The following is a 25,137-nucleotide window of genomic DNA, read 5'->3' as shown; positions in this document are numbered from 1 at the left end:
AAAGAATGACAAAGGGGATGTCTAAAATGAGTAATAAAAGGTTGAAAAGAAATGCGTTACAAGGGAGAGTCATTCAAAAAAAAGAAACCACTTTTTCAGAGCTACTCGTACCCTTCCCGATGTATTCAGAGAGGGTAATGCCAGGTTCTGACCAGGTTATAGCCTATCCGTTGCTTGAGGTAAATGTTGCGCTTAGTAAAAAAAACCTATCCGGTATTTTTGTCGTAGACATTCTTTTAGTAACTTCACTCTTTAATCGCAGTGTGGGAAACCAACTCAATAATAAAACCATTGTAAAACGAGGGATAGATGTACCCCCCACAGCGAGCAAACCGATTTTACGTGTAGATTTTGCCCCTACCATTGAAAACCTTGCCCGTTACGTATATACCAAAGTAAGACCTGCATTCGCAAGGACACTGGAGCGAAGAAACATCCAGTTGGATTACGTAACAGCCACCACGACCATTGGTAAAGCTTCATTCGGCAGAAGAAGACCCAGCAGTTCTTAAGACTTCCATCTACACTTACACATAAAGATGAAAAACCTCCCGTCTACTGACAAAAACCACGCTAAACTCCGGTTCGGATGCAACGGAAATCGATTACGCTAACGTGTGATTCCCGACTCTCTTCGTTTTGGGAAGATTTTCGATACAAATCGAAATCATTTCATCTACTTTTATTCAGGCCGCTTTGCCCCACTAAGCGGCTATTTTTGATGGACACACAAAAAGATGTCCTCCCTATGGATTTACTCCCCTATCGAGGACATCTTCACCAATGAAGAACCCCCCAACCCTGTCTTACATACGATGCAGGCAAATGCATATTAGGTGAATACACCGAGGGAGGACTTTTTACATGGTTTGTCCATCTTTTACTAATCAAATCACTTATGATACAGGATCAGCTCCCCTCGACATTACAAATGCGGATTTTAATTTTGATGGGATTCAAGATCTTGCCGTTGTGAATAGCGTCGATGGGACCATCTCTGTTTTACTAGGCAATGGTGATGGTACTTTTGGGACGCAAACCACCTTTGCTATCGGCATGAACCCCGCCGGAATTACCCATGCGGATTTTAACGGGGATGGCATTCCTGACCTTGCCGCAACCAATCGTGATGATGGGAGCGTCTCCGTTTTATTAGGAATTGGAAATGGTACTTTCGGGACGCAAACCACCTTCGCTGTAGGGAATAACCCATTTTTACTCACCAGTGCGGATTTTAATCTCAATGGCACCAAAGACCTTGCCGTGACCAATTTTAATGACGCGACTCTCTCTGTTTTATTAGGCAATGGAGATGGCACCTTTGGAACGCAAACCACCTTCGCGGTCGGCAATAGTCCACGGGGAATTCAAAGTGCCGATTTTAATTTTGATGGCATCCCTGACCTTGCCGTTGTGAATAGCGTCGATGGAACCGTCTCTGTTTTACTAGGGAATGGAGATGGCACTTTCGGGACGCAAACCACCTTTGCCGTTGGCATGAACCCTGCCGGAATGACCATCGCTGATTTTAATGGAGATGGGATTCAAGATCTTGCGGTTACCAATGTGGACGACGCTACTCTCTCTGTTTTGCTAGGCTATGGAGATGGGACCTTTGGAACGCAAACCACCTTCGCGGTCGGCAATGTCCCTTTTGGAATCATCCATAACGATTTCAACTGTGATGGGTTTACCGATGTTGCTGTGGCTAATAACGATGGCGAAAGCGTCTCGATTTTATTAGGCAATGGGGATGGGTCCTTTCAAACACAAACCACCTTTGCTGTCGGAAGTCTCCCCTTTGCACTTACCAGTGCAGATTTTAATGGAGATGGGACACCGGATCTTGCCAGTGCTAACTTTGACGAAGATACGATATCCATCTTGCTCAATTCTTGCGTCAACCCACTCACCTGTTCCGATCAAATTCTCAACAACGATAAAGGCACCTGTAAAGCCACCGTCCCACTCCCGAATTCACAGCAATGTCCCAACGTTACTATTACATGTGATCCAGCGGAAGTCACTGTTGGGCTACCCACAACCATTACCTGCACCGCTACTAGCGACCTCGATGCAACCAATATGGAAACTTGCACGTTTACCGTCACCGTGAATGATATCGATCCCCCTCTCCTCTATGGGCTTAACGATATGGATATCGATGCTACAAACAGCTTCGGTGCCTTTGTTACTTATCCGACCCCCACAGCAATTGATAACTGCCCTGGTACCCTCACAGTTACCTGCTCTCCTGCTTCTGGTTCCTTTTTCCCTATCGGCGTCACAACCGTCACCTGTACTGCAAACGACACAAATGGCAACACGGTAACCGGCACCTTCACCATCGCAGTCATCCCCTTAGAAGAAGAATAACGCCACGATGAACACCATTTAAGAGGAATCCCTTGTTATCGTGAGTAACAGCATATTTCTCTTGGAAATATATAATCCTACGATGGTTGTTTAATTGACACATAGCCCATTCGGTGGGAATAATCAATCAGTTAAAAATTATAATGATGGTAAGGGGAGGATGACTCCCCCAGGTTTATGGGCGTCGCTTTGGATAGCGGCGCTTTTTCTCTTTGGGTACTACTCTTTTTGTTTTCTTAATATCAAGCAAGTATTTATAGATTCCTAAGGATAACGAGGCAGTCAAAAGAATCCCATTTAACACATCAATCATCTCAATCGCAAACACAAGTTCCTCCCCCTTTCCACTGATATCCTATGCTGATAGTAGTACGGGGGTACCTATCACAACTCTTCGCGATGATATAAAAATAAACTCATTTCCTTCCTTTTTGACGCTCTCAACAAAGTATGGTAGGTTGATAAAAAATGAATTCTTCGATCATCCACTAGGGGAATCAATTGATTGAGACAAGGAAACTTGGACCCTTTGAACCTGATCTGGTTAACACCAGCGTAGGAAAGTGGAGCTGACCACTTGTACCTAAAGGGCCGCTCCAAAATTGGAGCGGCCCTTTAGGTACAACATCATCGATGATTCTTGTAAAGAGGTGAAACAACCGATGAAACATATCTTAACCATTGCAGGTAGTGATAGTGGTGGAGGTGCTGGCATTCAAGCGGACTTAAAAGTGATCTCCGCATTAGGTGCCTATGGAATGAGCGTCATTACAGCCATTACTGCACAAAATACCTGTGGTGTAACAGCTGTCCACGAACTGGAACCCGATCTGATCGAAGCGCAAATACGTGCCATCTTTGACGATATTCCCGTTCATGGGGTAAAGATCGGCATGGTAGGCAACGCCAACAACATTGAGAGAATTGCAGAGGTCCTCTCTGAAATATCTCCCCAGCCCCTTGTGATTGACCCCGTTATGGTCGCACAGTCTGGCGATTCTCTGCTAGCTAAGGACGCCCTTGAAGCATTAACGACACAACTACTCCCCTTGGCTGATCTGATCACACCCAATATTCCAGAGGCTGAGGTACTGCTAGGACGCTCGATCAAAAATAGCGATGAGATGAAAGAGGCGGCTTCAGAATTAGCTGAGACACTAGGCACCCATGTCCTTGTCAAAGGCGGTCATTTAGATGGTTCCCCTAGCGATGTTCTCTCCACCGGTGCCTGCTTTTTTGGGGAACGCATACCTACTCGTCACACGCACGGGACAGGGTGCAGTCTGTCGTCTGCCCTTACCGTCCATCTTGCTCAAGGACATTCTCTTGAGGAAGCCGTTGAAGGATCCAAGCGCTATGTAGCCAATGCCATACGTCATGCGTTCCCTGTGGGCAAAGGCAATAGCCCTATACATCACTTTTATGCATGGCAGCAAACCCTTGAGATCGGAGGAAAAAACCATGATTAATTGGGAGCAATGGAATGGCATCCGTCAAGCAAATCCAATCATCTATCACATAACAAATCAGGTCACCATACAAGATTGCGCCAATATCACACTTGCGTGTGGAGCAAGCCCAGTCATGAGCTCCGATCCCCAAGAAGCAAAGGAGATGACTGCCCTAAGCCAGGCCCTTGTCCTCAATATCGGTACACCGAATTCCTCACAACAAGAAGCCATGCTCATTGCCGGACAGACAGCCAATGAAAAAGGGATACCGATTATTCTTGATCCAGTCGGGGCTGGAGCCACGTCCTACCGATTCCAACTACTTGAGACACTGATGAGCCACCTTCGATTTTCAGTCATCCGAGGCAATCGGTCAGAAATTGCCACCCTCTGTGGGTATCGCGGTGGCCGTGGCGTCGACGCTGAGGGAGATGAACTGGATGCCTTTATCCCATCCTTCCGTGAACTTGCTCATCAGACACAAGCTACCATCTCTGTTAGTGGCTCAACGGACTATATCACCAATGGCGAACAGGAAGCTTATGTAGGAAATGGCACGCCCTTTCTCCCCCAAGTCACCGGAACCGGATGCATGGCAACTTCCCTTACCGCAAGTTGTCTCGCAAGTGGAATAAACCCTTTTGAATCAGCTATTATGGCACTCGTAACTACTGGCGTTGCTGGTGAAAAGGCGGCCTCTTCTCTCTCCTCTACCGAAGGAATTGGCACTTTCCGTATCCGATTCTTTGACGAGATTTTCCATATGAATCCACAAACCCTTTCCCAATGGAGAAAGATGAGGATTTCCAATCATGCGTAAGCATCTCGGTCTCTACTTAGTTACCGATGATCAGCCCCATTTACTTGCGCGTACGGAAGCTGCTTTGAAAGGCGGAGTAACCTGCGTGCAATTGCGCCTAAAAAAAGCCGATTCCGGTTTCTTTCTTCACCAGGCTCGTAAAATGGCAAAACTATGCCGACTCTATGAGGTTCCCTTCATCATCAATGACCGGGCCGATATCGCCCATTTAAGCGGGGCTGATATGCTTCATATCGGCCAATCAGACCTTCCGCTGACAGAAGCTCGTAATATCGTCGGATCCGATATGCCGATCGGTGTCTCCGCTGCTACAGTCGAAGAAGCCCAACGGGCAGAAGAAGAAGGAGCTGCCTATCTGGGTGTTGGCTCCCTCTTCCCCACGGCGACGAAAGCCGATGCCACACCCATTCCTCCAGAAATCGTGGAAAACATTCGCTGCTCTGTCTCCCTTCCTATCGTGCTCATTGGTGGAATCAATGAAACGACACTGACCGAAGCGGAGCCCCTTGTACGTACATCCGCCGATGGGATCGCCGTCGTCTCTGCCATCCTCTCTGCCTCCGATCCGCAATTGGCTGCAACCGCTCTTCGTCAGCGTATGGATGCCCTTTTACAACCCTCTCCCCATCAACCCTGACCCTCGTTTCAATCCTGTCCTGAAGGACGGGATTTTTTTAATTTGATACTATTTTGTTTGTATTGCAAACTTATCTGCCATAATGACTATCTGTTTTATTGAATGAACTTAGCACCCCTATTTTTTCTTATATCCGCTAAAGATTGCATGTCCTGCTTTTAACCAGCTCACATCAACCCCTTGAAAACCTGCTTGTTCCAACCATTTTAACTGATCCGATAAAAGGGAAGGTTTATCGAGCAACTCATCTGGATAGCGATATAGATTCCACTCTTCTTTTACAAACGCATCAAACCCACGTAAATCCCCGTAGGCATCCTTTGACTGTTCTTTGACAACATGGTCCCACTCTTCTGCCCAATGATTTTCAATCTGTTGATGATGGGGCTTTACTAGATCAGCAATAACCAAAGCGCCCCCGGGTAAAAGCGCATCGTACAACTGTTGAAAAAATTGCTTCTTTTCTTCATCGTCTAAGTGGTGTATCACTAGACTACTCACAAAAACATCGACTTTCTGTTGCAGGGAAGCAAGCCAAGCGTCTTCTTCTAAACGAAAGAGTTGATAGGCTACACGATCCTCAAAGGGCTTTAATCGTTCCTTCGTAGTCGATAGCATCGCTGGCGACCCATCTAGCGCCGTGATATTGACTTGAGAAAATTTTTCTAGAATCGCTTCACTTAACCAACCGGATCCGCAGCCGATCTCCACTACATGAAAGGGTTCTTCTTTCTTTTTAGGTAGCAGATTTAATATTGTCGCTTTCATCTCCCATTGTCGCGGTGTAAATAAGCTGCCCCACTCTTGAAATAAGTGTGAATCTTCCTCTTGCCAATTTGCCGGTTGTTTGTTTTCAGCTGTCAAAACAATTTCCCCTTCCTATAATTGTGTTGTTGTACTTCATTATTATAGCACCTATTCTATTGGAAGCATAAATAAAAAACGCCTCAACCATATGATATGCGGGCGTTTTTATATAAAACATTTAATACTTGATTATTATCTTTGAATTAGGCCAGGTGTGTTGATCAACTCAACCTGTTTTTTGTACCATCCTTGTCATGGCAAGTCTCTTGTTCTCCGCCATCCAACTTGGGGATAATAAGCATGCCTGAAACTAGGCAAAACTTATTCCCACGTGTCCTTTGCATCTCTTTGCTATCAAACCCCTTTGATCACAGCAAGCGGACGGCAACGAGCGACTACCGTTGCTAAATTTGCTCCCACCACGGAATCAATGATTTGGTCAACATCTTTATAGGCTTGGGGACTCTCATCCAGGATCGTCTGTAATGACCGGTGGTTTACCAATATCTCCTCATCCGTCCCCACCTTCATCGAGGATGAAAACTCATCCACGGTCACTTGTTCCTTGGTGGCACGACGCGAACGGATACGGCCCGCCCCATGACAAACCGAGTAATAATTTTTGACTCCTTCTGATTGGCCGACAAGAATATAACTGGCTGTCCCCATCGAGCCCGGGATGAGTACCGGATGTCCCGTTTCTTGATAGGGGGTGGCATTTAAGGAATGTCCAGGTGGTAGCGCACGTGTAGTACCTTTCCGATGGACGAGCCTTGATTTTCCATCGTGTTTCTCTTCTAGGGCGTAGTTGTGCATCAAATCATAGAGAACAGGCATTTCAACCTTTGAACCAAATACTTCTTTCATCCCTTCTAACACGCCATAGGCGATCATATGTCGATTGATCACCGCATAATTAAGGGCTGAATACATGAGGTTTAAGTACCGTTGTCCTTCATCAGTATTGATCGGAGCAAAGACCAAATTCGGATCTCGGGTACCGATTCCCTTCTTACTCATCCAGATTTCAAAATCCTTTTTATACTCCCGCCCCATCATCGCCCCCCATGCACGAGAGCCTGAATGAATCATCACAACGACTTGACCGTCTTTCATCCCCCATTTGTCAGCGATCTCTCGTTGTTCTTCTTCAATCTCGATCACCTGAAATTCAATAAAATGATTACCCCCGCCCAATGTACCAATCTGTTTTTTTCCTCTCCCCCACTGTGGGGACTGAATATATTCTAAATAATCGGTATCAAAGGTAAATTGGGCATTCTCCACATGACTAATCGATGTCTTACGATTCGGAGTATAGGCGTCGGGAATATACTGTTGCGGAAGCCCCTTTAATCCATGAGTAACTACTTTTTCAAGATCAATATCCTGATAGGTAGAGGCAGAGCGATTATTCACTGGAACCATCTTTTCCACGGCACGAATTAATTCCCTCCGAACCTTCTTGTCCAGAATATCCTCTTTCGAAAGCGGAGTGAGATGAACCCGCATCCCACAACCAATATCCGAACCAACAATGGATGGCGAAACATAACCATCCGCCATATCCCATACAGCCGTCGTACCTATACAGGTCCCGATTCCGACATGTGCATCCGGTGTATAACTCATATGAATATTACCTGGGATTCTTAAATTATTATCTGCCATATCATAAACCTTTGCTCCTAGGGATGCGAATATTTCATCATTGGCAAACACATGAAGTCGACCCGCTGGCAAAGGAATTTCTTTATGGTTGTTTCCATGATCCGTATACAAATCCATCAACTCTTTCACAATTTGAATAACAACAACTTGCACTACAAAAGGGATCCTACTGGGAGTGTCGGCTCGATCAGACATGTTGAAGATCAACGAGTCATTCTCATTCATGCTAACCTTACGATCTAGCTATGATCACATTACTTCCACAAACTCCTTTGGATTTTTTCGTATCCGGCTACCATATCGACCCAAGGTTTCTGTGGCAATATCGTGGTACATATAATGCAAACCTTCAATCGTGATGCGTAGTTGATGATCTCCCCAAATATCCTGTTTAGAAACACACTTCCACTCTCCAGCAATCTCCTGAAGCTTGGGGGTTAATATTTTTTCGATGGAAAGGTAGACATACAACATCGCATCATCTTCTGCCATGGATGCTCCACCCTTTAATTCCTCCCATAATTCGGGGTGCGTTAAGCCATACATCGTGTAATAATAAAATTCCTCCACTGACTGAGCATGATCATATAAGAATTGAAATGAGAATAACCCTTTTTGTGCAACATTGAGCTTGTGATAGGTTTGCAATCTCTCTTTTTGATCTTGTTGTAAAACCTGTTGTACAACCGGCTCAATACATGAGCAGACCAAATCCCGATCATTTGCACCTTCAAAGGCTTCTCGTTGAATCTTAACCCGCATCCCGCATCACTCCTTTTATAAATCATACATGGTTAACTTCACAGAATCAATTTATCCCTTATTAATTTATCCATTATCAATATCCTTTATTATCAATTATCACCCTAAATTAATAAAAACAAAGGCAATACAGCCGCCTTTGTTTTTATTTTTATCTTCCATCCTCCACTTACCTACATCACAAGTGCCAGTACTCCGGATATAATTAAGGCGATTGCCCAAATTAAGTCCAGATTAAACCATGAAGTTCGTAAGAACTTGACTCCAACATAACGATAAACAACCCAAGCAATTCCTGTGGTCACAAGAAGAAATACTCCGGTATGAAGGAATACTCCCGAAAGGTAATCCCACCAATTAAAAAACATCGCTGCTTCCCCATGGCTTTCATGCATGGTCGCATGGTTTTGACCGATGAGAAACACAGGGATTAACATTAACCCTGCACCATGAGCCATCGCCATGATAAAAGACCACAAACTTAAATCCCAAAAACCAACCCGCATACCTACCCACCGTGGGTGTTGCCGGCGAATCAATAGGATGATTCCAAATGCAACGAGCGTCACCCCTGCTAACCAGCGAATTACATCCTGAGAAATCAACAATTGACTCATACTGTAGATCATCAAGCACAAAAACAACGCCACCCCATGTCCTAAGGCCAAGGGTGGAAGGGCTCGAAATAACGAGCGCCTCCTTTTATCCTGCAACCCTAATGCTACTGCAAATAACCATCCCATTCCTGGGTTGATTCCATGAAAGGCCCCCATCAACGCCACCATCAACCACGTACTCATGAGAACCAGTAGGAATCTGAGGAGGCATCCCCTCCAGCTAGCCGGATTTGATGCGCTCGATATTGATGGTCACTAAAGTCGATAAAAAATTCAGGATCGAGTATTAAGCCCCCTGTGGGATCGGCATCTAATTTCACCATCCATCCTTGAATCCCGTCAGGATAAAACTGATCATCCCAGCTCGCATAAAGGGAATTCGTGAAAAAAACTCGCCGACCATCCCGGCTTACCTCAATCATTTGTGGACCACCTCCCAGCATCCCTCCTTTTGGATGAGGGGTTCGATTCGCAATTCCTCCAAGCCGAACCGTAGCCGTCAACTTCGGTGTAGCCGGTTGGGATACATCATACTGACGCACTTCCCCTGTCCCCCAACACGATACATAAAGGAAACGATCATCCAACGAAAGGTTAATATCCGTTATTAATGGAGGCACACTTTTAAAACCCTTTAGGATGGGGGGGAGCTGATCTGGATCAGCAGGCTCTGCAGGAATGTGAATCACCTTTTTCATCGTCCACTTTTCATTTTCTCGACACCACAACCAGATTGAACCTGACAGGTCCTGATTATTAATGACGACTCCCGCAAAACCATACGCTTTCTGCGGGTCATGGGCTGGACGTAATTCAAGCACCATCTGCTCATGCTCATTTGTCTCAAGGGCCTGCAAATGACGTCGACTTCGCAAATCCCATAGGTGCAATCGTTTTCCATACCGACCACCCAAGAGATGCTCGGGATTCAGCCCATCTTCCACCATGTCAGGGGTTCCCCACTCACTACTGATTAACGTATCTAGACCCAAATGCCACCAAAAATCATAATGTAGATATTGCGGCCCCCGATCACGCTCCCACTTCCCTACGATTTCAAAGGTCGAATGATCGAGAATAAAGATGCCGCCAGGTCCCTTGCCCCTTTTGTCTCCCAATGCACTGATATAAATGCCGTCTGGGCCACAATGTACCGTATGAGGGCGAGTATATCCGGTTTTTTTTACGATTTCCTCCGCCTCGATGACTTTTATAATTTTGGGATGGATTGGATCTGCCTTCACATCGATAATATAGAGTCGAGAAGAACGGATACCGGGTATCACCAGGTGCCGTCGCTCGATGTGAGGATGTGGAGCATAGGGACAAAGGGCCGAGCTACACGCCGCCCAGCCAAAATGGTGAAGCTCATCCCCTACATAAGGCATCTTTGTCCAGCCGACAATCTCCCCCTTTTGCGTATCCACCACAGCAAGTGCATCCGGCCGATTATCTTGGTCGGGATTAAAGGCCACCACATAGGCTAACTCCTCTTGAGGTGCTTTCATGGCATCTCGTGGCGAAGGGTAAAAACTAGGATCTGGCTTCCACAAACCCATCCGATCACCTTCATTTCTTAATGTACATCGTTCACACACTTCCTATCTTCAAATCAGGTACCTCATGGCTACTTTATTCATAATGCATCGTGATCTTGTTGGAAAAATAGGAATTCGATCCGCTTTCATCCCATGCATATCCGGTTCATTTTTGTGATATGTATACCACGTTCATTTTCTCACTATATAAAAAAAGCCCATCCTCTATCCAGGATGAACCGACTTTTCAAATGGCGGCAATTGATTATGAAGCAAATGACTTAAGGTTGTATGATCCAATAAATCCGCGACTACATCACGTACTAATGCCCATAGCGGCTTTAATAAGCATCCCTCTTCTAATGGACAAGGCTCATAAGCTGTCACACTGACACAACTCATCGGCGCCAACGGGCCCTCTAATCGTCGAATAACTTGCCCGATCACGATTTCCTCAGGATTTTGGCAAAGTCGATAGCCACCATACTTCCCTCGTTTACTCGTTACGTAACCAAGCATCTTCAATTGTAATAATATTTGTTCGAGATAACTTAGAGGAACTAAAGTCTTCTCTGAAATGTCAGCAATGGACATGACTCGTTTGTTTTGCAATCCCAGTACAATCAGTGCGCGCAGAGCATATTCCCCTCGACTCGATATTTTCAAACTGTCCCAACTCCAGCTGTTTATTACCTACTTCTATGCATCATTTTCCACTTGATGAACACTCGTTTCCGCCGTACCAACACCGTCATGTTAATGGATGTATCTCGGACCAGTAGGGTTTCTAAAATATAAAAAAACCAACCCGTTTTCGGTTGGTACCTCACTCTATCTCCTTCATACCATTCGACTAACCCGTGCATATAAATCTTCCAATGTATGAATCTGTTGTTGCTGACATCGCTTTAAAAGTTGTACCCATAATTCTGCTGTCATTTTCGCATCACCGTCAGCGGTATGCCGTCCTTCAATCGGTATCTCATGAAAGCGAAGAGCAGCATCCAACGAGTAATCTTCCCAATCAGGGTAAAGGAGACGAACCATTTGTAAAGCATCGATTACCCGGTGAGGCAATTTTGATGACCAGGACTTTTTAAGACCCACTTGAATAAATGACGTATCATGCTGGGCGCCATAGGCTACCAATGTACATTTCCCAATAAAGCGTAACCATTCACCCAGAGCCTCTTTTAAAGGCGGAGCATCATTCACATCACTTGAGGAGATCCCGGTCAATGTCGTGATCTCCGCTGGTATCATGCCCTCTTCACATTGAACATACGTATGGAACAGTGGTGTATCCTCTACTTTTCCATGTGTGACACGAACGGATCCGATTGATAGAATTTGGTCTCCCTGTTGAGGATAGAACCCCGTCGTTTCTAAATCAAAAACCACAAAAGAGATATCCACAAGGGGAGTTCCGAGATGAACCCGATTTCTCGCCTCTCTAATTGTCGAACGAATAAAGGCCTCCCTTTGAAAATCCCCTTGTTTCGCCATCCCAGATAGTGTCAATCCCCGTTTACGCATCCACTCTGTTAAAGGATTATTCCAGTCCATAAAACCCAATCCTCCTGTACTTACCCAACCGAAGCATCCCAATCATCACCGCATTTATGCACTTCTTTCCCCAGGGAGGTAGCGACTTTCATCGCGCCTTTTAGCTCACTACGTTCCCTTTTAGTCAATCGCTCCGGATCCAAGTGATTATCTGCTTCTTTCACCAAACCGTCCTCCCACCCTGCATGAATCGATAACCGCCACCAAAGGAAGGTATCGAGTGCTCCCCACACCTGCTCTTCTTTTTCAATGGACCAACTTAATTCCTGAGAAATACCTTTAAGACGCTCGCTTGTAGAACTTTCGGCAAGACGGAAACGAAGTGCCCACAATCGGACCGATTCCACCAACTGTAGGTACCCGCCTTCCTTAATATCCACCTTCCCAGCATAAGGACCATGAACTTCTGTATAGAGGCGAGAAAAGGGACCTAGAGGAATCCGCCGATAACTTGCTCGTTGCGCTTCCTTTATCAGTACTCCTGGATACTGTCCCAATAGTGCATGAAAGTCGGTTCTCCATTGCTGGAACAAAGCCGCATCCCCTGCAACCGCTCGCGCATCCGATGCAATCATGGTATATCGAGCATGATCGAGTTGAGGATCACTCACCCACTCCTTTAAGCGATTTCGCCATTCTTCCAGCGTCCCCCGCCAACGCGGATTGGTCGCCATGACATTCCCTTGGCAGAGTGGGTACCCTGCTTCAGCAAGCCCTTCCACCATCGCCTTCGCTAGCGTTGCGATGATTTCCTCAGCCGCGTCAGCATCGAGCTCTCCTCGCTCATAAATTAATGCGTTATCCTGATCGGTCCAAAAAGTCGCCTCCCTTCTACCATTACTCCCAAGAACTAACCAACAATAACGCGGGAGGTTCGATACCCCTTGTCTGAGGAATTTTTCTTCTGCCAGCTTTAATACTTTACGAAAAATCGCATCATGCCAGGTTCCCATCCGCGATGTAATCTCGGTGGGAGAGTATCCATTTTTTTCGAGACTCCCCGCTACTTCTGGTAATTTTCGATGGATTTTACGTAACGTCTCCGTATCCATTGCCTGGTCAATCGCCATCAACAACGTCTGACTCTCTTTCTCCCAGAAATAATTCATCCCCTCACCTACCTTCCCATTCCACCCAATATTTCTATAAATCAAGAAGCTCCACTCTCCGAATCGTTTAAAAGGGGCTGTCAGCCTCATGGCTACAGCCCCTTTTAAACGGATCAAGAAACCTTTATACTACTATCCGCATTTTGAGCAGAAGGGTCTGTCAATTGTTCAGGATAGCCGTAGGCACCATGTTCTGATAAATCAAGCCCCATGACTTCATCCTCTTCTGAAACCCGTAACCCCATCCATTTCTTCAGTACCCAAAGGATCAGAAAGGAAGCCAATGCTACATAAATCCCTGCAGCAAGAATACTTGCCGCCTGTACACCTAACTGTGTAAATCCGCCACCGTAGAAGAGCCCTGCTTTTCCGATCCCTGTCTTCTCAATCAAGCGAGGGGAAGCAAAGAATCCGGTTGATAACGTTCCCCATATCCCCGCAATCCCATGAACCGAGAAGGCATAAATCGGATCGTCAATCCCCTTGCGTTCAAAATATAACGAAGTAAATACCGTCAAGGAACCCGCGATTGCACCTACCAAGACAGCTGCCCAGGGTTCAACAAAGGCACAAGCCGCCGTAATTGCCACTAGACCTGCCAATACCCCATTTAACATCATCGTAATATCCGCTTTTCCTACGACCAAGCGTGCCGTACCAAGCGCCGCTATCGCTCCTGCCGCTGCTGCTAAGTTAGTAGTTAAGGCAACATATCCAAAGAAGCCATCTTGAGCGCTCAGGGTACTTCCGGGATTAAACCCAAACCATCCGACCCAAATAATTAAGGTACCGAGTACCGTATAGACTTGGTTATGGCCCAGGATCGCATTGGGTGTACCATTGGTATTAAACTTACCAATACGTGGGCCTAAGAGCATGGTCGCCACCAGTGCTGCAATCCCACCTTGAAGGTGGACAACGGTTGACCCCGCAAAATCCTGAGCACCTAATTCACTTAACCAACCGCCACCCCAAATCCAATGACCGACCAAGGGATAAATCACCATGGTATATAAGGCTCCAAAGATCACATACACGCCCAGTTTCGCCCGCTCAGCAAATCCTCCCCAAGCAATCGATAAGGAAACCGCTACGAAGGAAAGTTGAAACAAAAAGGATATTTCCAAAGGCAAAGCACCTTTTTCCTGCGTTAGATCAAGGAACCAGCCCTCTAATCCAGCAAAAGCATTTCCTGCTCCAAAGGTTACACCATATCCCACAGCCCAAAAGGCGAGGGCACATACTGAGAAGCTCAGCATTTGCTTACCAGCAACGTGTCCTGCATTTTTCATACGGGTAGAACCCGCTTCCAACAAAGCAAAACCTGCCTGCATAAAAATGACTAAGATAGCGCAAATCATGACCCATACGGAGTCAATCGACAATGTTACTTGTTCCAATTGAATCCCTCCCCTTTTGATGTTAGATAATATCACATTAGTTGGTACATATAATACCACATGGGGCACTTGCTATCAAGCGTTGCGTTAATTTTCCTGACAAATAATTTTTTCATTATTCCCTCGATTCAATATGATCGCTTTCCATGGAACCTCCCTACCGTGGTTAACGCTAAAAGACGAGGGATTCTCCGGTACTTCCATCGACTGACAAGGTATAATCACCCCTCTCTCATCTAATCAACAATCTTCGGTATCATAATCGCCGATTCATACGAAAAGGAAGTATACTCGGCAATTAAAAAACGCCCCTTCCAGGGCGTTTGGTTGCTACTTAGATCATTTGAAGTCGCGAATACAAGGCTTTCGTTTGCTCAACTGTCCTTTCCCAAGTGAAATGTTTCTCTACCCTTTGCCTACCATTCCACCCATACTCCTTCATCCGATCCGGATCGGAAAGAAGCAAGCTACACGCTTCTGCCAACTCATCAACTGGATTTTGTCCGGGAATCAACACACCCGTCACACCATCATCAACAACCTCTGGTATCCCCCCCGTTCGCACAGAGACCACAGGGAGACCCGATGCCATCGCTTCAAGGTTGACTAGACCAAAGGCTTCCTCACCCATCGAAGGCATCACTAATAAATCCGCCACAGCGTAATAGGCAGGCACGCGATGATGCGGGACAAAATCCACCCATTGAATCGGTAGTCCTCGACGAGAGATATGGTGTAATTGACGGACATAAGTGGTTGATTCATTTCTTCCATAATGACTTCCACCCACGATAATTAAGCGAACCTGCGGATGTCTTTCTTGAATTTTAGGCAGGGCCCTGATGAGATGATGAACTCCCTTTTGCGGAAGAAGTCGACCTAAGAAAAGTAATACTTTTTCATCTTTAAGACCCATTCGTTCCCGTTCATGCCCACGTATCACTTCACCGAGAGGAGACATTCGATCAGGAAACAATGTGGTGTCTACCCCTAAGGGAAGAACTTCGATACGAGGTGCGAAATGAGGAAATCGGTGGACAAATCGACTCTTTAGATAGTGACTGTTGGTTAGAAGACGATCACAACTCTGAAGCGCATGATTCAACGCTTCTTCGTCAATCCATGGCGGTTTGAAATAATTCTCTGAATGGGCATACAAGATAATTTTCCCTCGTGGACAAGCATGCTTTACTTTCATAACAGCATCCGGCCGATTTTCCACATGGATGACCCGTGGCCTGAGATAGCGTAATTGCGGAATCGCTCGCTTCCAATATTCCTTCTCACTACTTGCACGAATCTCCACGGGTTTTACACCTTGCACCAAGCCAATTCCTTTTCCAAAGAGATAGATGGGCATCTCTTTACCCAATTCTTTACCCAATCGTTTCACTGTTTCCCGCGCAGCCGTTTCGACTGAACCACTTGCTTTCCCGGTGATGGTCAAGGCTCCAGGGGTAATCCATGCGATTTTCGTTTCTTTTTCTTGGGCTTCTCGGTTGCGTAAGAGGTAAGCTGCATATTGCATCGGGCGGGCAAAGGTTGTTGACCAGGCCGTCCAATCCTTAGCTTGACGAAACGTAATACGCAAATCTCGTGCATTGACTTCAATAATCCACACCTTACCCGCTGAATCGATCCCAACATCCAGACCCAGATCCGTAAGCCCGATTGATGCATTTGACAACACATCTGCCGCACGCAACGATACACGAGCGATATCTTCACGCACCTTCACTGGATCGAAGCCCATTGATGCTAAGATAGGGTCCAATAAGTAAGCTTTCCCTCCCAACGCCATATTGGTCGCTACCCTACCAGCAGGAGCCACTTTGGCAACCATACCGGATATGTGCCATTGACCATCTTCTCCTCGTTGAACCGATACACGAATATCCATCGGCTTCCCATTATAGGTCATAAAGGAGATTCCTTGTTGTAAAAGGTAACTGCCTCCCCTCGTCCATTTCCCTAGTTTATTGACTACAAATGAACGAGTAAGAGCAAAACTTTTAGGGTGTCTTGATAAAGCAACATCAATTTTAGCTCCTCGCTGATTCATACGTCGAATACCCATTCCTAAACTCTTGTTACTCGGTTTTAAATACAGACTCGCATGACGAAGAAATAATTGATTCATCGCAGGGACCGTTGCCCGCGCAGTTTCTGGTAAGTGCATGCGCATGATTGGATCACTATGCAACCAACGATAGACGTCCCATTTATCCAATCGATTATCCGCATTAAACAGAGTAACCCCTGGTAAATTGCTTAATCGGTACCATTCACCCATATCTTTTGATCGGGGTTTGACCCGGTTATGAATCAACGACGGTAAGGGAACACGGCTGCGTTCATATCCGCCCGATCGTTTACTCACCACTCCACGCACCGTATGATCGCGATAAGAAATATCTCTCAGCGTGAAGAAAACGGGTTCAATTCCAGCCTGCCGAGCATAGGTGTTATAAAGATCGAAGGATTCATTTGTTTGATGCCCACGCAAACATTCTTTAAAAAATGTACGACAGAATAAAACACCTACTTCATACGCCATCCGAGTCCCTCCTCTCTGCTTCACTTTATGCAAAGAAAAGATAGGGATCTCGACATTTGACCCTCTTCAAATAAAAAATGGACGAGAGTTTACCCTCGCCCAATCGATCGTAAAAAAAACGAATGGGAGGTTCCTCCTATTCGTCGATTAATTACTTTGATTTACCCAATTATAAAAAGAAAAGGATTCGGCACTCTCATCCGCACTTTCTCCTCCATCACCGTTCGCCTGATAGAGAATACCTTTTTGACGAAACCGGCGGGAAAACTCAACCGCTTCCTCTGGTGTACGAATATGATTTCGCTGCCATTCTAATAGAATGCGATCAATATAACGGACGTTGGGCTTACCGACAAATACAGCCTCCCGTAGTGCTGCTACAATCAACGATTCATCATGCCCATCGACATCCAACCACTGGGTAAGGGTTTCACACTCGACAGGTGATAACGGCCGACCACATTCCCTTTCAAACAGCTGAAATAGATTATCGTATGCCTCTTCCAGCCCTTCAACGACTGACTCCCCTTCTCGGTCAAGGGATGAAGCTGCTAGTTGTTGCAATAGCGGGGCAGTTGAGTACCGTTCACTTCGCAATCCCTTTTCGTCGACAGACTCTTCAATTGCCAAGAACCCCCTCTGAACCAGGGTTTGAAGCCAACGGACAATCTCGTTTCCAGAAACACTCATCCGACTTTCCAATTGACTAATGGTAGGGAAAAATACCCCCTCTTTCTCTTGGAAGGCCATGATATGGATAAGTAACATTACCTGCCCCTCGGTTAAACCCAGATGCTTATACTCTGTAAACAACATCACTGGGATCGCCGTTGCACCTTTGCTCAAACCATGAACGAGAGCCGCGTGGGGTGATAGCTTTCGATCCATGTCCATCCACCTCTCCTCCCCACTATATCAACCGTTTCTCTGAAAATATAGACTTGAATTTAAAGAGAGCACCGGGTTTCCCCAATGCTCTCTTTACTCCATCATCCCTATCGCATCCTCTTAGGGGTAAAGACGATTTAACATGCGCGGGAAGGGTATGGTTTCTCTCACATGATCCAACCCACAAATCCAAGCAACTGTACGTTCTAACCCCAGACCAAACCCTGAATGGGGAACCGTACCATATTTTCTTAAATCAAGATACCAAGCATAGTCGTCTTGGGATAGTTGATGCTCATCAAATCGTTCGGACATCAAACTTGGATCATCAATCCGTTGACTCCCCCCGATAATTTCTCCATAGCCCTCAGGCGCAATTAAATCTGCACAGAGAGCAACTTCCGGGCGTTTGGGATCGGGCTTCATATAAAAAGCTTTAATTTCGGTTGGATAGTGAGTAATAAAGACTGGTTGATCAAAACTCTCAGCAATTTTCGTTTCATGGGGTGCGCCAAAATCTTCTCCCCATGTAAACTCCATTCCTTCACGATTCAGTAATTCAACCGCTTCATCATAAGTAATCCGTGGGAAAGAGCCTGTCACTTTTTCAAGTTTAGACGTATCCCTTTCCAAAATCGCTAGCTCACTTTTACAGTGATCCAACACATGTCGAACAACATGAGCAAGCATCGACTCTTGAATCCGCAAACTCTCTTCATGTTCAACAAAAGCCATTTCCGGTTCAATCATCCAAAATTCAATCAGATGACGACGCGTTTTCGATTTCTCCGCACGGAAAGTTGGGCCAAAGGAGTAGACGCGACCCAATGCCATTGCTGCCGCTTCCATATATAACTGACCACTTTGGGTCAGGTAAGCATCTTCATCAAAGTACTTCGTATGAAAAAGATTGGTAGTCCCCTCACAGGAAGAAGGGGTTAACACGGGAGGATCGACTAAGGTAAATCCTTCTCCATTCAGCCAATTTTGGATGGCAGAGATAATCTCCGAACGCACTCGTAGAATCGCTGCCTGACGACGAGAACGAATCCACAAATGGCGTTGGTCCATCAAAAACTCCACGCCATGTTCTTTCAAAGAGATGGGATACTCGTCGGCTTGTTGGATGACCTCAATTCCGGTGACATCCATCTCAAAACCACTCGGTGCACGGTCATCTGCACGAATGGTTCCTTCAACATATAACGAACTCTCTTGCGTCAGGTTCGTCGCTTGTTCCCACACCTCAGGACTTACTTGTTTCTTCAATAAAACTCCTTGTATGTACCCGGTTCCATCTCGCAATTGTAGGAATTGGATTTTTCCACTGGAACGTTTATTGTATAGCCATGCCCCTAGTCTCACAGACTCTCCGACATGGTCAGCTACTTTATTGATATGGGTTAGCACGTCGAATTCCTCCATCCCATTATTGACCTGTCCATTATATCCCTCTGCCCTATGACAGTCAATCAAGTTCGACAATTGATGAAAGGGTTTGTGGAAGTTTGTCGCAACAATTATTAAAAGGGTATACTCTAAAGAAGAATGTATTCTCTTTTGTATTAAGAAAGGGGAACCTCCGATGCAAGCGAAGAAGATACAAACAAGTGTCGTCCTTATCTTATTGTCACTGTTCCTATTAACAACCGGTTGCGCCCCTTTTACTGAAGTCGAGGGGATGGAAAACAACAACCAACCGACGACTAAACCCACTTCCAAACCCAAGGACAAAGCTACACCAAAACATCTTCGTTTAGCGATTGTTGGCGATCTCATGTTGCATGACTCACAAATTCGAGCCGGCAAAACTAAACAAGGGGACTATGATTATCACTCATTTTTCAGTGAAGTAACACCCTGGCTAGAGCAAGCGGATTGGGCCCTTGGTAATCTAGAGACGACCCTCCCTGGCGAAAAGCTCCCCTACTCAGGGTATCCTCGTTTTCATGCACCCGACGCTTTTGGAAAAGCCCTTGCGGATGCCGGTTTTGATTTTTTATCCACCGCCAATAATCATTCCATGGATGCGGGAGTCGCAGGGGTGCTACGTACTCATCGCAAATTAAAAGAGCTTGGGATTCAACCGATTGGGACCTCCATCACATCAAACCGACAAAAACCGGTCATTGCAGAGAAAAATGGAATGCGTGTCTCCTTCGCTTCCTACACCTATGGTACAAATGGGATTCCTGTACCTAAAGAAAACAAAAATATCCTCAATCAAATTGACCTCCATCACATACGACAAGATCTTCGCTATAGTCAATCCAAGGGGACTGATTTTAAGGTCGTTATCCTTCACTTTGGTCAAGAATACCAACGTTCCCCCAACCAACAACAAAGGGAACTGGTTCAAACTTTTTTAAAGAGTGGTGCGGACATCGTTCTGGGTAGTCACCCCCACGTCCTTCAACCGATGGAACGATTGCAACAAGACGGAGATGAGAAATTTGTCATCTATTCGCTTGGAAATTTTGTCTCCGATCAGTTGAAACCCTATACCAATGATGGACTTATCCTTTACCTTGACCTCTTAAAAGAGAAGAATAAGACCCAATTAGATCATGTTTCCTACATTCCAACCTATGTACATAAATATAATCAACATGGCATTCGACAGTTTAAAGTGCTACCGTTGCTAAAAGACCCTGCTAAATTCCCTCCCTCAGTCACACCTGCGCCTCCGACTAACAATCTCGTTCAATCCTGGAAAAACACACGTCAATTGATGAACTCAGAAGAAGATTTTCCAGTATTCTCAACGAAGGAATGACAAGCACAAAATCAACAGCTTACGATAAGAAAAAACGCCCTTCCCACACGGAATTCATAACCCGTCGTTTATCGATGGGTTCTTTTTTTTATATAATTAGTTTGTGTAACAAACTTGTTTACATTCAATTCTTCGGAGTTTTTCACAATGAAAAAGAGACGCTTTTGATTAAAGGCGTCCCCCTTTTTAACTACGCTTATGATTGATGATTCATTTCCTTCTTCTCACTACGTATTGGCAGTCGTTCTTGTATAGGTCGCCGTTACCTTAAGATAGGCTAATGCAGGAGCCTCTGCTCTCACAGGTGCATATACCGCCACAGTCCCCGTCTCTAATGTTTCCTGTCGAACAGATACCTTCCTTTGGCTAATCCCTGCTCCTGCTCCTCCTCCTATCGTGAATGCAACGGTTACGCCTGGGCGCAACATAAACTCTTGTTTTGCGGTTACTCCTCTCCTGCCGCCTTTTCTTTGCTGTTTTGCACTAGCTGCCCCTACTTGTGCAGCTGGTATGATGGTAAGGATTACAGGAACGACCCTATCCGTCGGATTATTAATGGTAAACATCGAATGATAAGTCCCTCGCCCCAATGCCCCAACAGGCGCCTCTACCGTTCCCGCATGATAAGGAGCAGAGTAAACAAATTGCGCCTTGGCCCCTCCAGCAGCCCCTAATCGTAATGGACTCACTGTTTCTACATCAATTGTCATCCTATCCTCTCCTTTCTTCTTTCAGGCTCTACACCCTATTCACCTGGATTCAAAGGGAAACGGCACGTTAGCATGCATCTCACCGCTGTCCCCTCAATTTTTATGGGTGAAACGTCCTACTTGACAGCCTCCTTTTAATTTGATAAATATCTAATTAGATTCATATCGAATTGTTAGACAGCAGATCCCCACCCTGCCATTGGAGGTCCTCCTTATGCAATTAAATCGATTAATTGATTTTCACAAAGCCTTGGCCGACCCTACCCGACTCCGTATCCTGATCTTGCTTTCCCACTCTCCCCTTCACGGGCAAGCTATCGCTGGAAAATTAGGACTAAAACCCCCTACCATCACTCACCACATGACGAAACTACGGGAAGCCGGATTGGTTAAGGAACGTCGCGAGGGAAATACCATCTACTTTCAACTCGAACGACGCGTGTTAGAACAAAAGTCCTTCGCCTTTTGCTCGCTACTCAAAGAGGAGGAAACGGATATGTCCAAAACAAAGGGCACCCTTAGAACAGAAGCCATTTGGCGCAACTTTTTCACCCCAGATAATCGCTTAAAAACGATCCCTGCCCAACGCAAAAAACGAATTGTTGTTCTGCATCGAATCGCCTCTTCCTTCAACCATGGTCAAAAATATGAAGAAAAAGAGATCAATCAAATCATTCAACGTTTTCATGATGATTTCGCTACACTGAGGCGAGAATTGATCATCCATCAGTTTATGTATCGTGAGAAAGGAATCTATGAGTTAAACCCAGCCGAGATGTGGCCGGCTTCCGAGGAGCGTGAAATCTAATGCCATTTGAAACCAGGCGCCTTCAGATTGATAAGGTGGACACTCCTGATCTAGTTACACTCCTCCCGATTTACCAGAGTAATCCCACCTATGTGAATTGGACAGAAGGATCTCTAGACGAGCATGGTCATCTAGCGATCCTTCAACGAGATTGGCAAATCGCTGCTTCCACATCAGGTCAACATCTAGCCGCCATCCGAGAGAAAAAAGAGGACAAGGTAATCGGTATATTAGAGTGGTATGATGAAAATCCAACCGATCATTACCCTTGGTTAGGCCTCTTAATCATCCATGGTGATGAGCAAAGAAAAGGACTGGGAAGAGAGGCAACAGAGGGGTTTATTTCTTATATCAAAGACACAACCACTTGGCGGGCTCTTCGCATTGGAGTATTAGAAGAAAACCATCTCGCTCAAACCTTCTGGCAATCCCTTGGGTTTATCCCCTTTGAGGTCGTTGAAAAGCAGTTTCCTGCTGGTTTAAAGCGTGTCATCAAGATGGAGCGGCAAATAATCAGCTAATCCGCGCACCCACTGCCTTTAGAGGACGACTTTTTCACATGGAGGCTTATGTATAGAAAAGAGAACTACTCAGGCGTGTTGTTTAACCTATTTTTGAAGTGCAAAGGAGCCTGTGAGGGGCAAGAAGAGCTTTGCCATTAACCTTGCGGAGGGTTTGATGAGGTTAACGTTCAGGGGCAATATTTATGATCAGGGGACTCACGAATAATTATAGAGAATGTATGTGATTAGGACTAATACAGGAATGGCTACTCCCACATAAATAGATACTTTCTTAATCAAAGTCTTTTTGTCGGTTTTTTTAGATGCTTGGTAAATGGATACACCCACAAAAAACAAAGGCATAATCACAAGCCAATATGCTTTCCAGAACTCCCACATATTAAATCCTCCTTCATTTGCTAAAGATCATCGCTTGTTCTATTGTAGGATACGAGCCACATTAAGCGCTTTATGGCATAAGTTCATCTCCCGTATACTTAATTATATACAGGGATCGTCAGCTAAAGAAAACTCCCCTCCATCACATGACCTGCTCGTCCTCAAATAATATGAAGCAGACAGTTCCCTCGCCATCGGTCTCTTGTGCTCACACGCGTCCTCCATCATCCAACTTAAGGATAATCAACACGCCTGAAATTATTTTTTGTTTTATTGAACTAATCTTCCTGTCGATTCCATAGTTTGTCGAAATAATCAAGATAATCAATTTTATTAACTGATTATCTTTATATTCACCATTAAATCGTTCATGTTGATACAGTATTTTTGTTTTTCGAAATCCACATTTTTCGTAACTTCGAATGGCTCTGATATTCCATGTTTGAGGGTCGATAAAAATCTCTTTTATCCCTTGCTCAAACAAATGCCGAAGGATGAGCTTAAGAGCCCCTGTTCCAATCCCCATATTCCAATATCTTGTCTCTCCTATAACTATATCCAGCCCATATGGTGGAAGTTCAAGCCTAGCACCGTATTTCTGAATTTCATCTTCTTGCAACAGATAAAACTGCAAATAACCAATCGGTGAATCATTATAGTTAACGATACAAGGAGTAACATAGTGCTTTCCTTTTGCTCTTGGTCCATATTTACTTACAATCTCCTCATAGGTATAACAGGAAGCCGGACCTTCAATGTAACTTAGGACTTCTTTATCATTAAACCACTTAAACAACAAAGAAAAGTCATTTTGACAATGAGTCATTTTCCTTATTGATATCGAGCCATTTGATATCATAAACTCCCTACTCCTTTAACATTTATTTCACTTGTCTTCAACGCCCCAATTATAGGATAACAATTGAACAGTCGCTCCGTTTTTGATGGTCATCTCTTCAGATTCACCGGAACGCATATCAACTACTATGAATAGTTATATAGCGTATTTTTAAACCGTATCGATAAGTCGAACATCCCATGGGTCGAACATGCGGAATCCAGACACTCCTCATGCCTGATGACACCAAGGTGTCTTCTGTTAAGCGCAGAGGATTCTTAAGAGATCCCGTTCATTGACAAAGGATATCTATAACAGAAGATTTCATCGTTTGCATAAGGCGAACTTAAGGAGAAGAAACGATGGAAAATCGATTCAAAAGACACTCCTTTATTAAACATAATAATAAAAAGAAAATACTAAATGAAGTACATGTGCACTGCGGTAGAATCTATACCCCTTCATTGCCGACTCATTTATCTAACACGGATCCACCAATTCCTTTAACGAGTGTTGAAATTCGATCACTCAAAAAAATCAAGAATCCAATTGTCAAGATAAACTATTCTTGCGTGATTCCGTTGACACAAAGAAGAAGGATCAAGCGATTTAAATTTATTTTCAGATTAGTACGAAAGGAAAAGAACAAAAACCCCGTCAACCTAAATGAATGGGAACTTAGTCAATTATTTATTGAAGTACTTAACTTAAATGAATATGTCCGTGTTCCCTTTGTTATTCAATATTGTGATGAAAGTCACACCTTTAATGACACAAAGGTAATCTATGAAATACAACTGGCCGAGGTTTCCCTACGTAATGCAAGCTACAAAATTATCGATAAAGGCTTCAGCGCCCTGGTATCTTCTAATGTGAATCACTTTTAATGGTTAGGAGAAGTGTC

Annotated in this window: 25 protein-coding genes and 1 riboswitch; of the genes, 9 read left to right on the top strand and 16 right to left on the bottom strand. The window is 44.9% G+C overall.

Annotated features, from left to right (window positions below):
• The first annotated feature begins 26 nt into the window (after positions 1-26).
• Both CHX35_RS06980 and CHX35_RS06975 read left to right on the top strand, forming a co-directional pair.
• Positions 27-512: a 6-carboxytetrahydropterin synthase gene (locus CHX35_RS06980; RefSeq protein ID WP_091835991.1), complete on the top strand. Its 486-nt coding sequence runs from the start codon at positions 27-29 to the stop codon at positions 510-512.
• A gap of 352 nt (positions 513-864) precedes the next feature.
• Positions 865-2,376, top strand: coding sequence for an FG-GAP-like repeat-containing protein (locus CHX35_RS06975; RefSeq protein WP_091835987.1), 1,512 nt, complete (start codon positions 865-867; stop codon positions 2,374-2,376).
• Positions 2,377-2,551: 175 nt separating this feature from the next.
• Here the strand turns inward: CHX35_RS06975 and CHX35_RS17475 are convergent, their stop codons facing one another.
• Complete coding sequence (locus CHX35_RS17475; protein ID WP_176391945.1) at positions 2,552-2,704, bottom strand: hypothetical protein; 153 nt, start codon at positions 2,702-2,704, stop codon at positions 2,552-2,554.
• A gap of 152 nt (positions 2,705-2,856) precedes the next feature.
• Positions 2,857-2,955: riboswitch (TPP riboswitch) on the top strand.
• An 83-nt stretch (positions 2,956-3,038) separates the two neighbouring features.
• Between CHX35_RS17475 and thiD the strand changes: the two genes are divergently transcribed.
• Genes thiD through thiE form a run of 3 tightly spaced genes read left to right on the top strand, consistent with a single transcriptional unit; the run spans position 3,039 to position 5,284 of the window.
• Positions 3,039-3,845, top strand: a complete 807-nt coding sequence (thiD, locus tag CHX35_RS06970; RefSeq protein ID WP_091835984.1) for a bifunctional hydroxymethylpyrimidine kinase/phosphomethylpyrimidine kinase — start codon at positions 3,039-3,041, stop codon at positions 3,843-3,845.
• On the top strand, positions 3,838-4,647 hold the full coding sequence (gene thiM / locus CHX35_RS06965) for a hydroxyethylthiazole kinase (protein ID WP_091835981.1): 810 nt from the start codon (positions 3,838-3,840) through the stop codon (positions 4,645-4,647). The genes thiD and thiM overlap by 8 nt, the downstream gene beginning before the upstream one ends.
• Entirely contained in the window at positions 4,640-5,284 is a 645-nt protein-coding gene (gene thiE, locus CHX35_RS06960) for a thiamine phosphate synthase (RefSeq protein ID WP_091835978.1), read from the top strand. The genes thiM and thiE overlap by 8 nt, the downstream gene beginning before the upstream one ends.
• A gap of 117 nt (positions 5,285-5,401) precedes the next feature.
• Here thiE and CHX35_RS06955 read toward each other — a convergent pair whose 3' ends face one another.
• From CHX35_RS06955 to asnS, 12 genes are all read right to left on the bottom strand, one after another.
• Entirely contained in the window at positions 5,402-6,148 is a 747-nt protein-coding gene (locus CHX35_RS06955; protein WP_091835975.1) for a class I SAM-dependent methyltransferase, read from the bottom strand.
• Between the two features lie 297 nt (positions 6,149-6,445).
• A complete protein-coding gene (locus CHX35_RS06950; protein WP_091836185.1) occupies positions 6,446-7,879 on the bottom strand; it encodes an RtcB family protein in 1,434 nt (477 codons plus the stop codon).
• Positions 7,880-8,011: 132 nt separating this feature from the next.
• Positions 8,012-8,524, bottom strand: coding sequence for a hypothetical protein (locus CHX35_RS06945; RefSeq protein WP_091835972.1), 513 nt, complete (start codon positions 8,522-8,524; stop codon positions 8,012-8,014).
• Between the two features lie 173 nt (positions 8,525-8,697).
• Entirely contained in the window at positions 8,698-9,309 is a 612-nt protein-coding gene (locus tag CHX35_RS06940; protein WP_217895873.1) for a hypothetical protein, read from the bottom strand.
• Positions 9,310-9,320: 11 nt separating this feature from the next.
• Positions 9,321-10,700 (bottom strand): selenium-binding protein SBP56-related protein, encoded by a 1,380-nt coding sequence (locus CHX35_RS06935; protein WP_091835966.1) that lies wholly within the window; start codon positions 10,698-10,700, stop codon positions 9,321-9,323.
• Between the two features lie 204 nt (positions 10,701-10,904).
• Complete coding sequence (locus tag CHX35_RS06930; protein WP_091835963.1) at positions 10,905-11,345, bottom strand: RrF2 family transcriptional regulator; 441 nt, start codon at positions 11,343-11,345, stop codon at positions 10,905-10,907.
• Positions 11,346-11,519: 174 nt separating this feature from the next.
• Positions 11,520-12,245: an exonuclease domain-containing protein gene (locus CHX35_RS06925; RefSeq protein WP_091835960.1), complete on the bottom strand. Its 726-nt coding sequence runs from the start codon at positions 12,243-12,245 to the stop codon at positions 11,520-11,522.
• 20 nt (positions 12,246-12,265) lie between these two features.
• Positions 12,266-13,444 carry a DUF294 nucleotidyltransferase-like domain-containing protein gene (locus tag CHX35_RS06920; RefSeq protein WP_091835956.1) on the bottom strand — a complete coding sequence of 393 codons (1,179 nt, stop codon included), beginning with the start codon at positions 13,442-13,444 and terminating at the stop codon, positions 12,266-12,268.
• Between the two features lie 23 nt (positions 13,445-13,467).
• Positions 13,468-14,760, bottom strand: coding sequence for an ammonium transporter (locus tag CHX35_RS06915; RefSeq protein ID WP_176391952.1), 1,293 nt, complete (start codon positions 14,758-14,760; stop codon positions 13,468-13,470).
• A 328-nt stretch (positions 14,761-15,088) separates the two neighbouring features.
• The gene (locus tag CHX35_RS06910) at positions 15,089-17,311 is read right to left on the bottom strand and encodes a YheC/YheD family protein (protein ID WP_091835953.1); all 2,223 of its coding nucleotides are present in this window, start codon (positions 17,309-17,311) and stop codon (positions 15,089-15,091) included.
• A gap of 147 nt (positions 17,312-17,458) precedes the next feature.
• The gene (locus tag CHX35_RS06905) at positions 17,459-18,199 is read right to left on the bottom strand and encodes a DnaD domain protein (RefSeq protein WP_176391944.1); all 741 of its coding nucleotides are present in this window, start codon (positions 18,197-18,199) and stop codon (positions 17,459-17,461) included.
• Positions 18,200-18,319: 120 nt separating this feature from the next.
• Positions 18,320-19,624 carry an asparagine--tRNA ligase gene (gene asnS / locus CHX35_RS06900; protein WP_176391943.1) on the bottom strand — a complete coding sequence of 435 codons (1,305 nt, stop codon included), beginning with the start codon at positions 19,622-19,624 and terminating at the stop codon, positions 18,320-18,322.
• Positions 19,625-19,784: 160 nt separating this feature from the next.
• Here asnS and CHX35_RS06895 point away from each other — a divergent pair, with 160 nt between their 5' ends.
• Positions 19,785-20,975, top strand: coding sequence for a CapA family protein (locus CHX35_RS06895; protein ID WP_091835944.1), 1,191 nt, complete (start codon positions 19,785-19,787; stop codon positions 20,973-20,975).
• Positions 20,976-21,202: 227 nt separating this feature from the next.
• On the opposite strand, the gene CHX35_RS06890 is transcribed toward CHX35_RS06895, so the two are convergent.
• Entirely contained in the window at positions 21,203-21,685 is a 483-nt protein-coding gene (locus CHX35_RS06890; RefSeq protein ID WP_091835941.1) for a hypothetical protein, read from the bottom strand.
• 214 nt (positions 21,686-21,899) lie between these two features.
• Between CHX35_RS06890 and CHX35_RS06885 the strand changes: the two genes are divergently transcribed.
• A complete protein-coding gene (locus CHX35_RS06885) occupies positions 21,900-22,493 on the top strand; it encodes a DUF2087 domain-containing protein (RefSeq protein WP_091835938.1) in 594 nt (197 codons plus the stop codon).
• Entirely contained in the window at positions 22,493-23,014 is a 522-nt protein-coding gene (locus CHX35_RS06880) for a GNAT family N-acetyltransferase (protein ID WP_091835936.1), read from the top strand. The genes CHX35_RS06885 and CHX35_RS06880 overlap by 1 nt, the downstream gene beginning before the upstream one ends.
• Before the next feature lie 198 nt (positions 23,015-23,212).
• Here the strand turns inward: CHX35_RS06880 and CHX35_RS06875 are convergent, their stop codons facing one another.
• Together CHX35_RS06875 and CHX35_RS06870 are read right to left on the bottom strand one after the other, a co-directional pair.
• Positions 23,213-23,395, bottom strand: coding sequence for a hypothetical protein (locus CHX35_RS06875; protein ID WP_091835933.1), 183 nt, complete (start codon positions 23,393-23,395; stop codon positions 23,213-23,215).
• A 208-nt stretch (positions 23,396-23,603) separates the two neighbouring features.
• A complete protein-coding gene (locus CHX35_RS06870; RefSeq protein ID WP_091835931.1) occupies positions 23,604-24,254 on the bottom strand; it encodes a GNAT family N-acetyltransferase in 651 nt (216 codons plus the stop codon).
• A 341-nt stretch (positions 24,255-24,595) separates the two neighbouring features.
• Here CHX35_RS06870 and CHX35_RS06865 point away from each other — a divergent pair, with 341 nt between their 5' ends.
• Complete coding sequence (locus CHX35_RS06865; RefSeq protein WP_091835928.1) at positions 24,596-25,120, top strand: DUF4489 domain-containing protein; 525 nt, start codon at positions 24,596-24,598, stop codon at positions 25,118-25,120.
• Positions 25,121-25,137: the final 17 nt, after the last annotated feature.

Origin of the sequence: Marininema halotolerans (assembly GCF_900116235.1) — a bacterium.
GTDB classification, from domain to species: domain Bacteria; phylum Bacillota; class Bacilli; order Thermoactinomycetales; family DSM-45169; genus Marininema; species Marininema halotolerans.
This window is presented reverse-complemented; position numbering and strand designations above follow the sequence as displayed.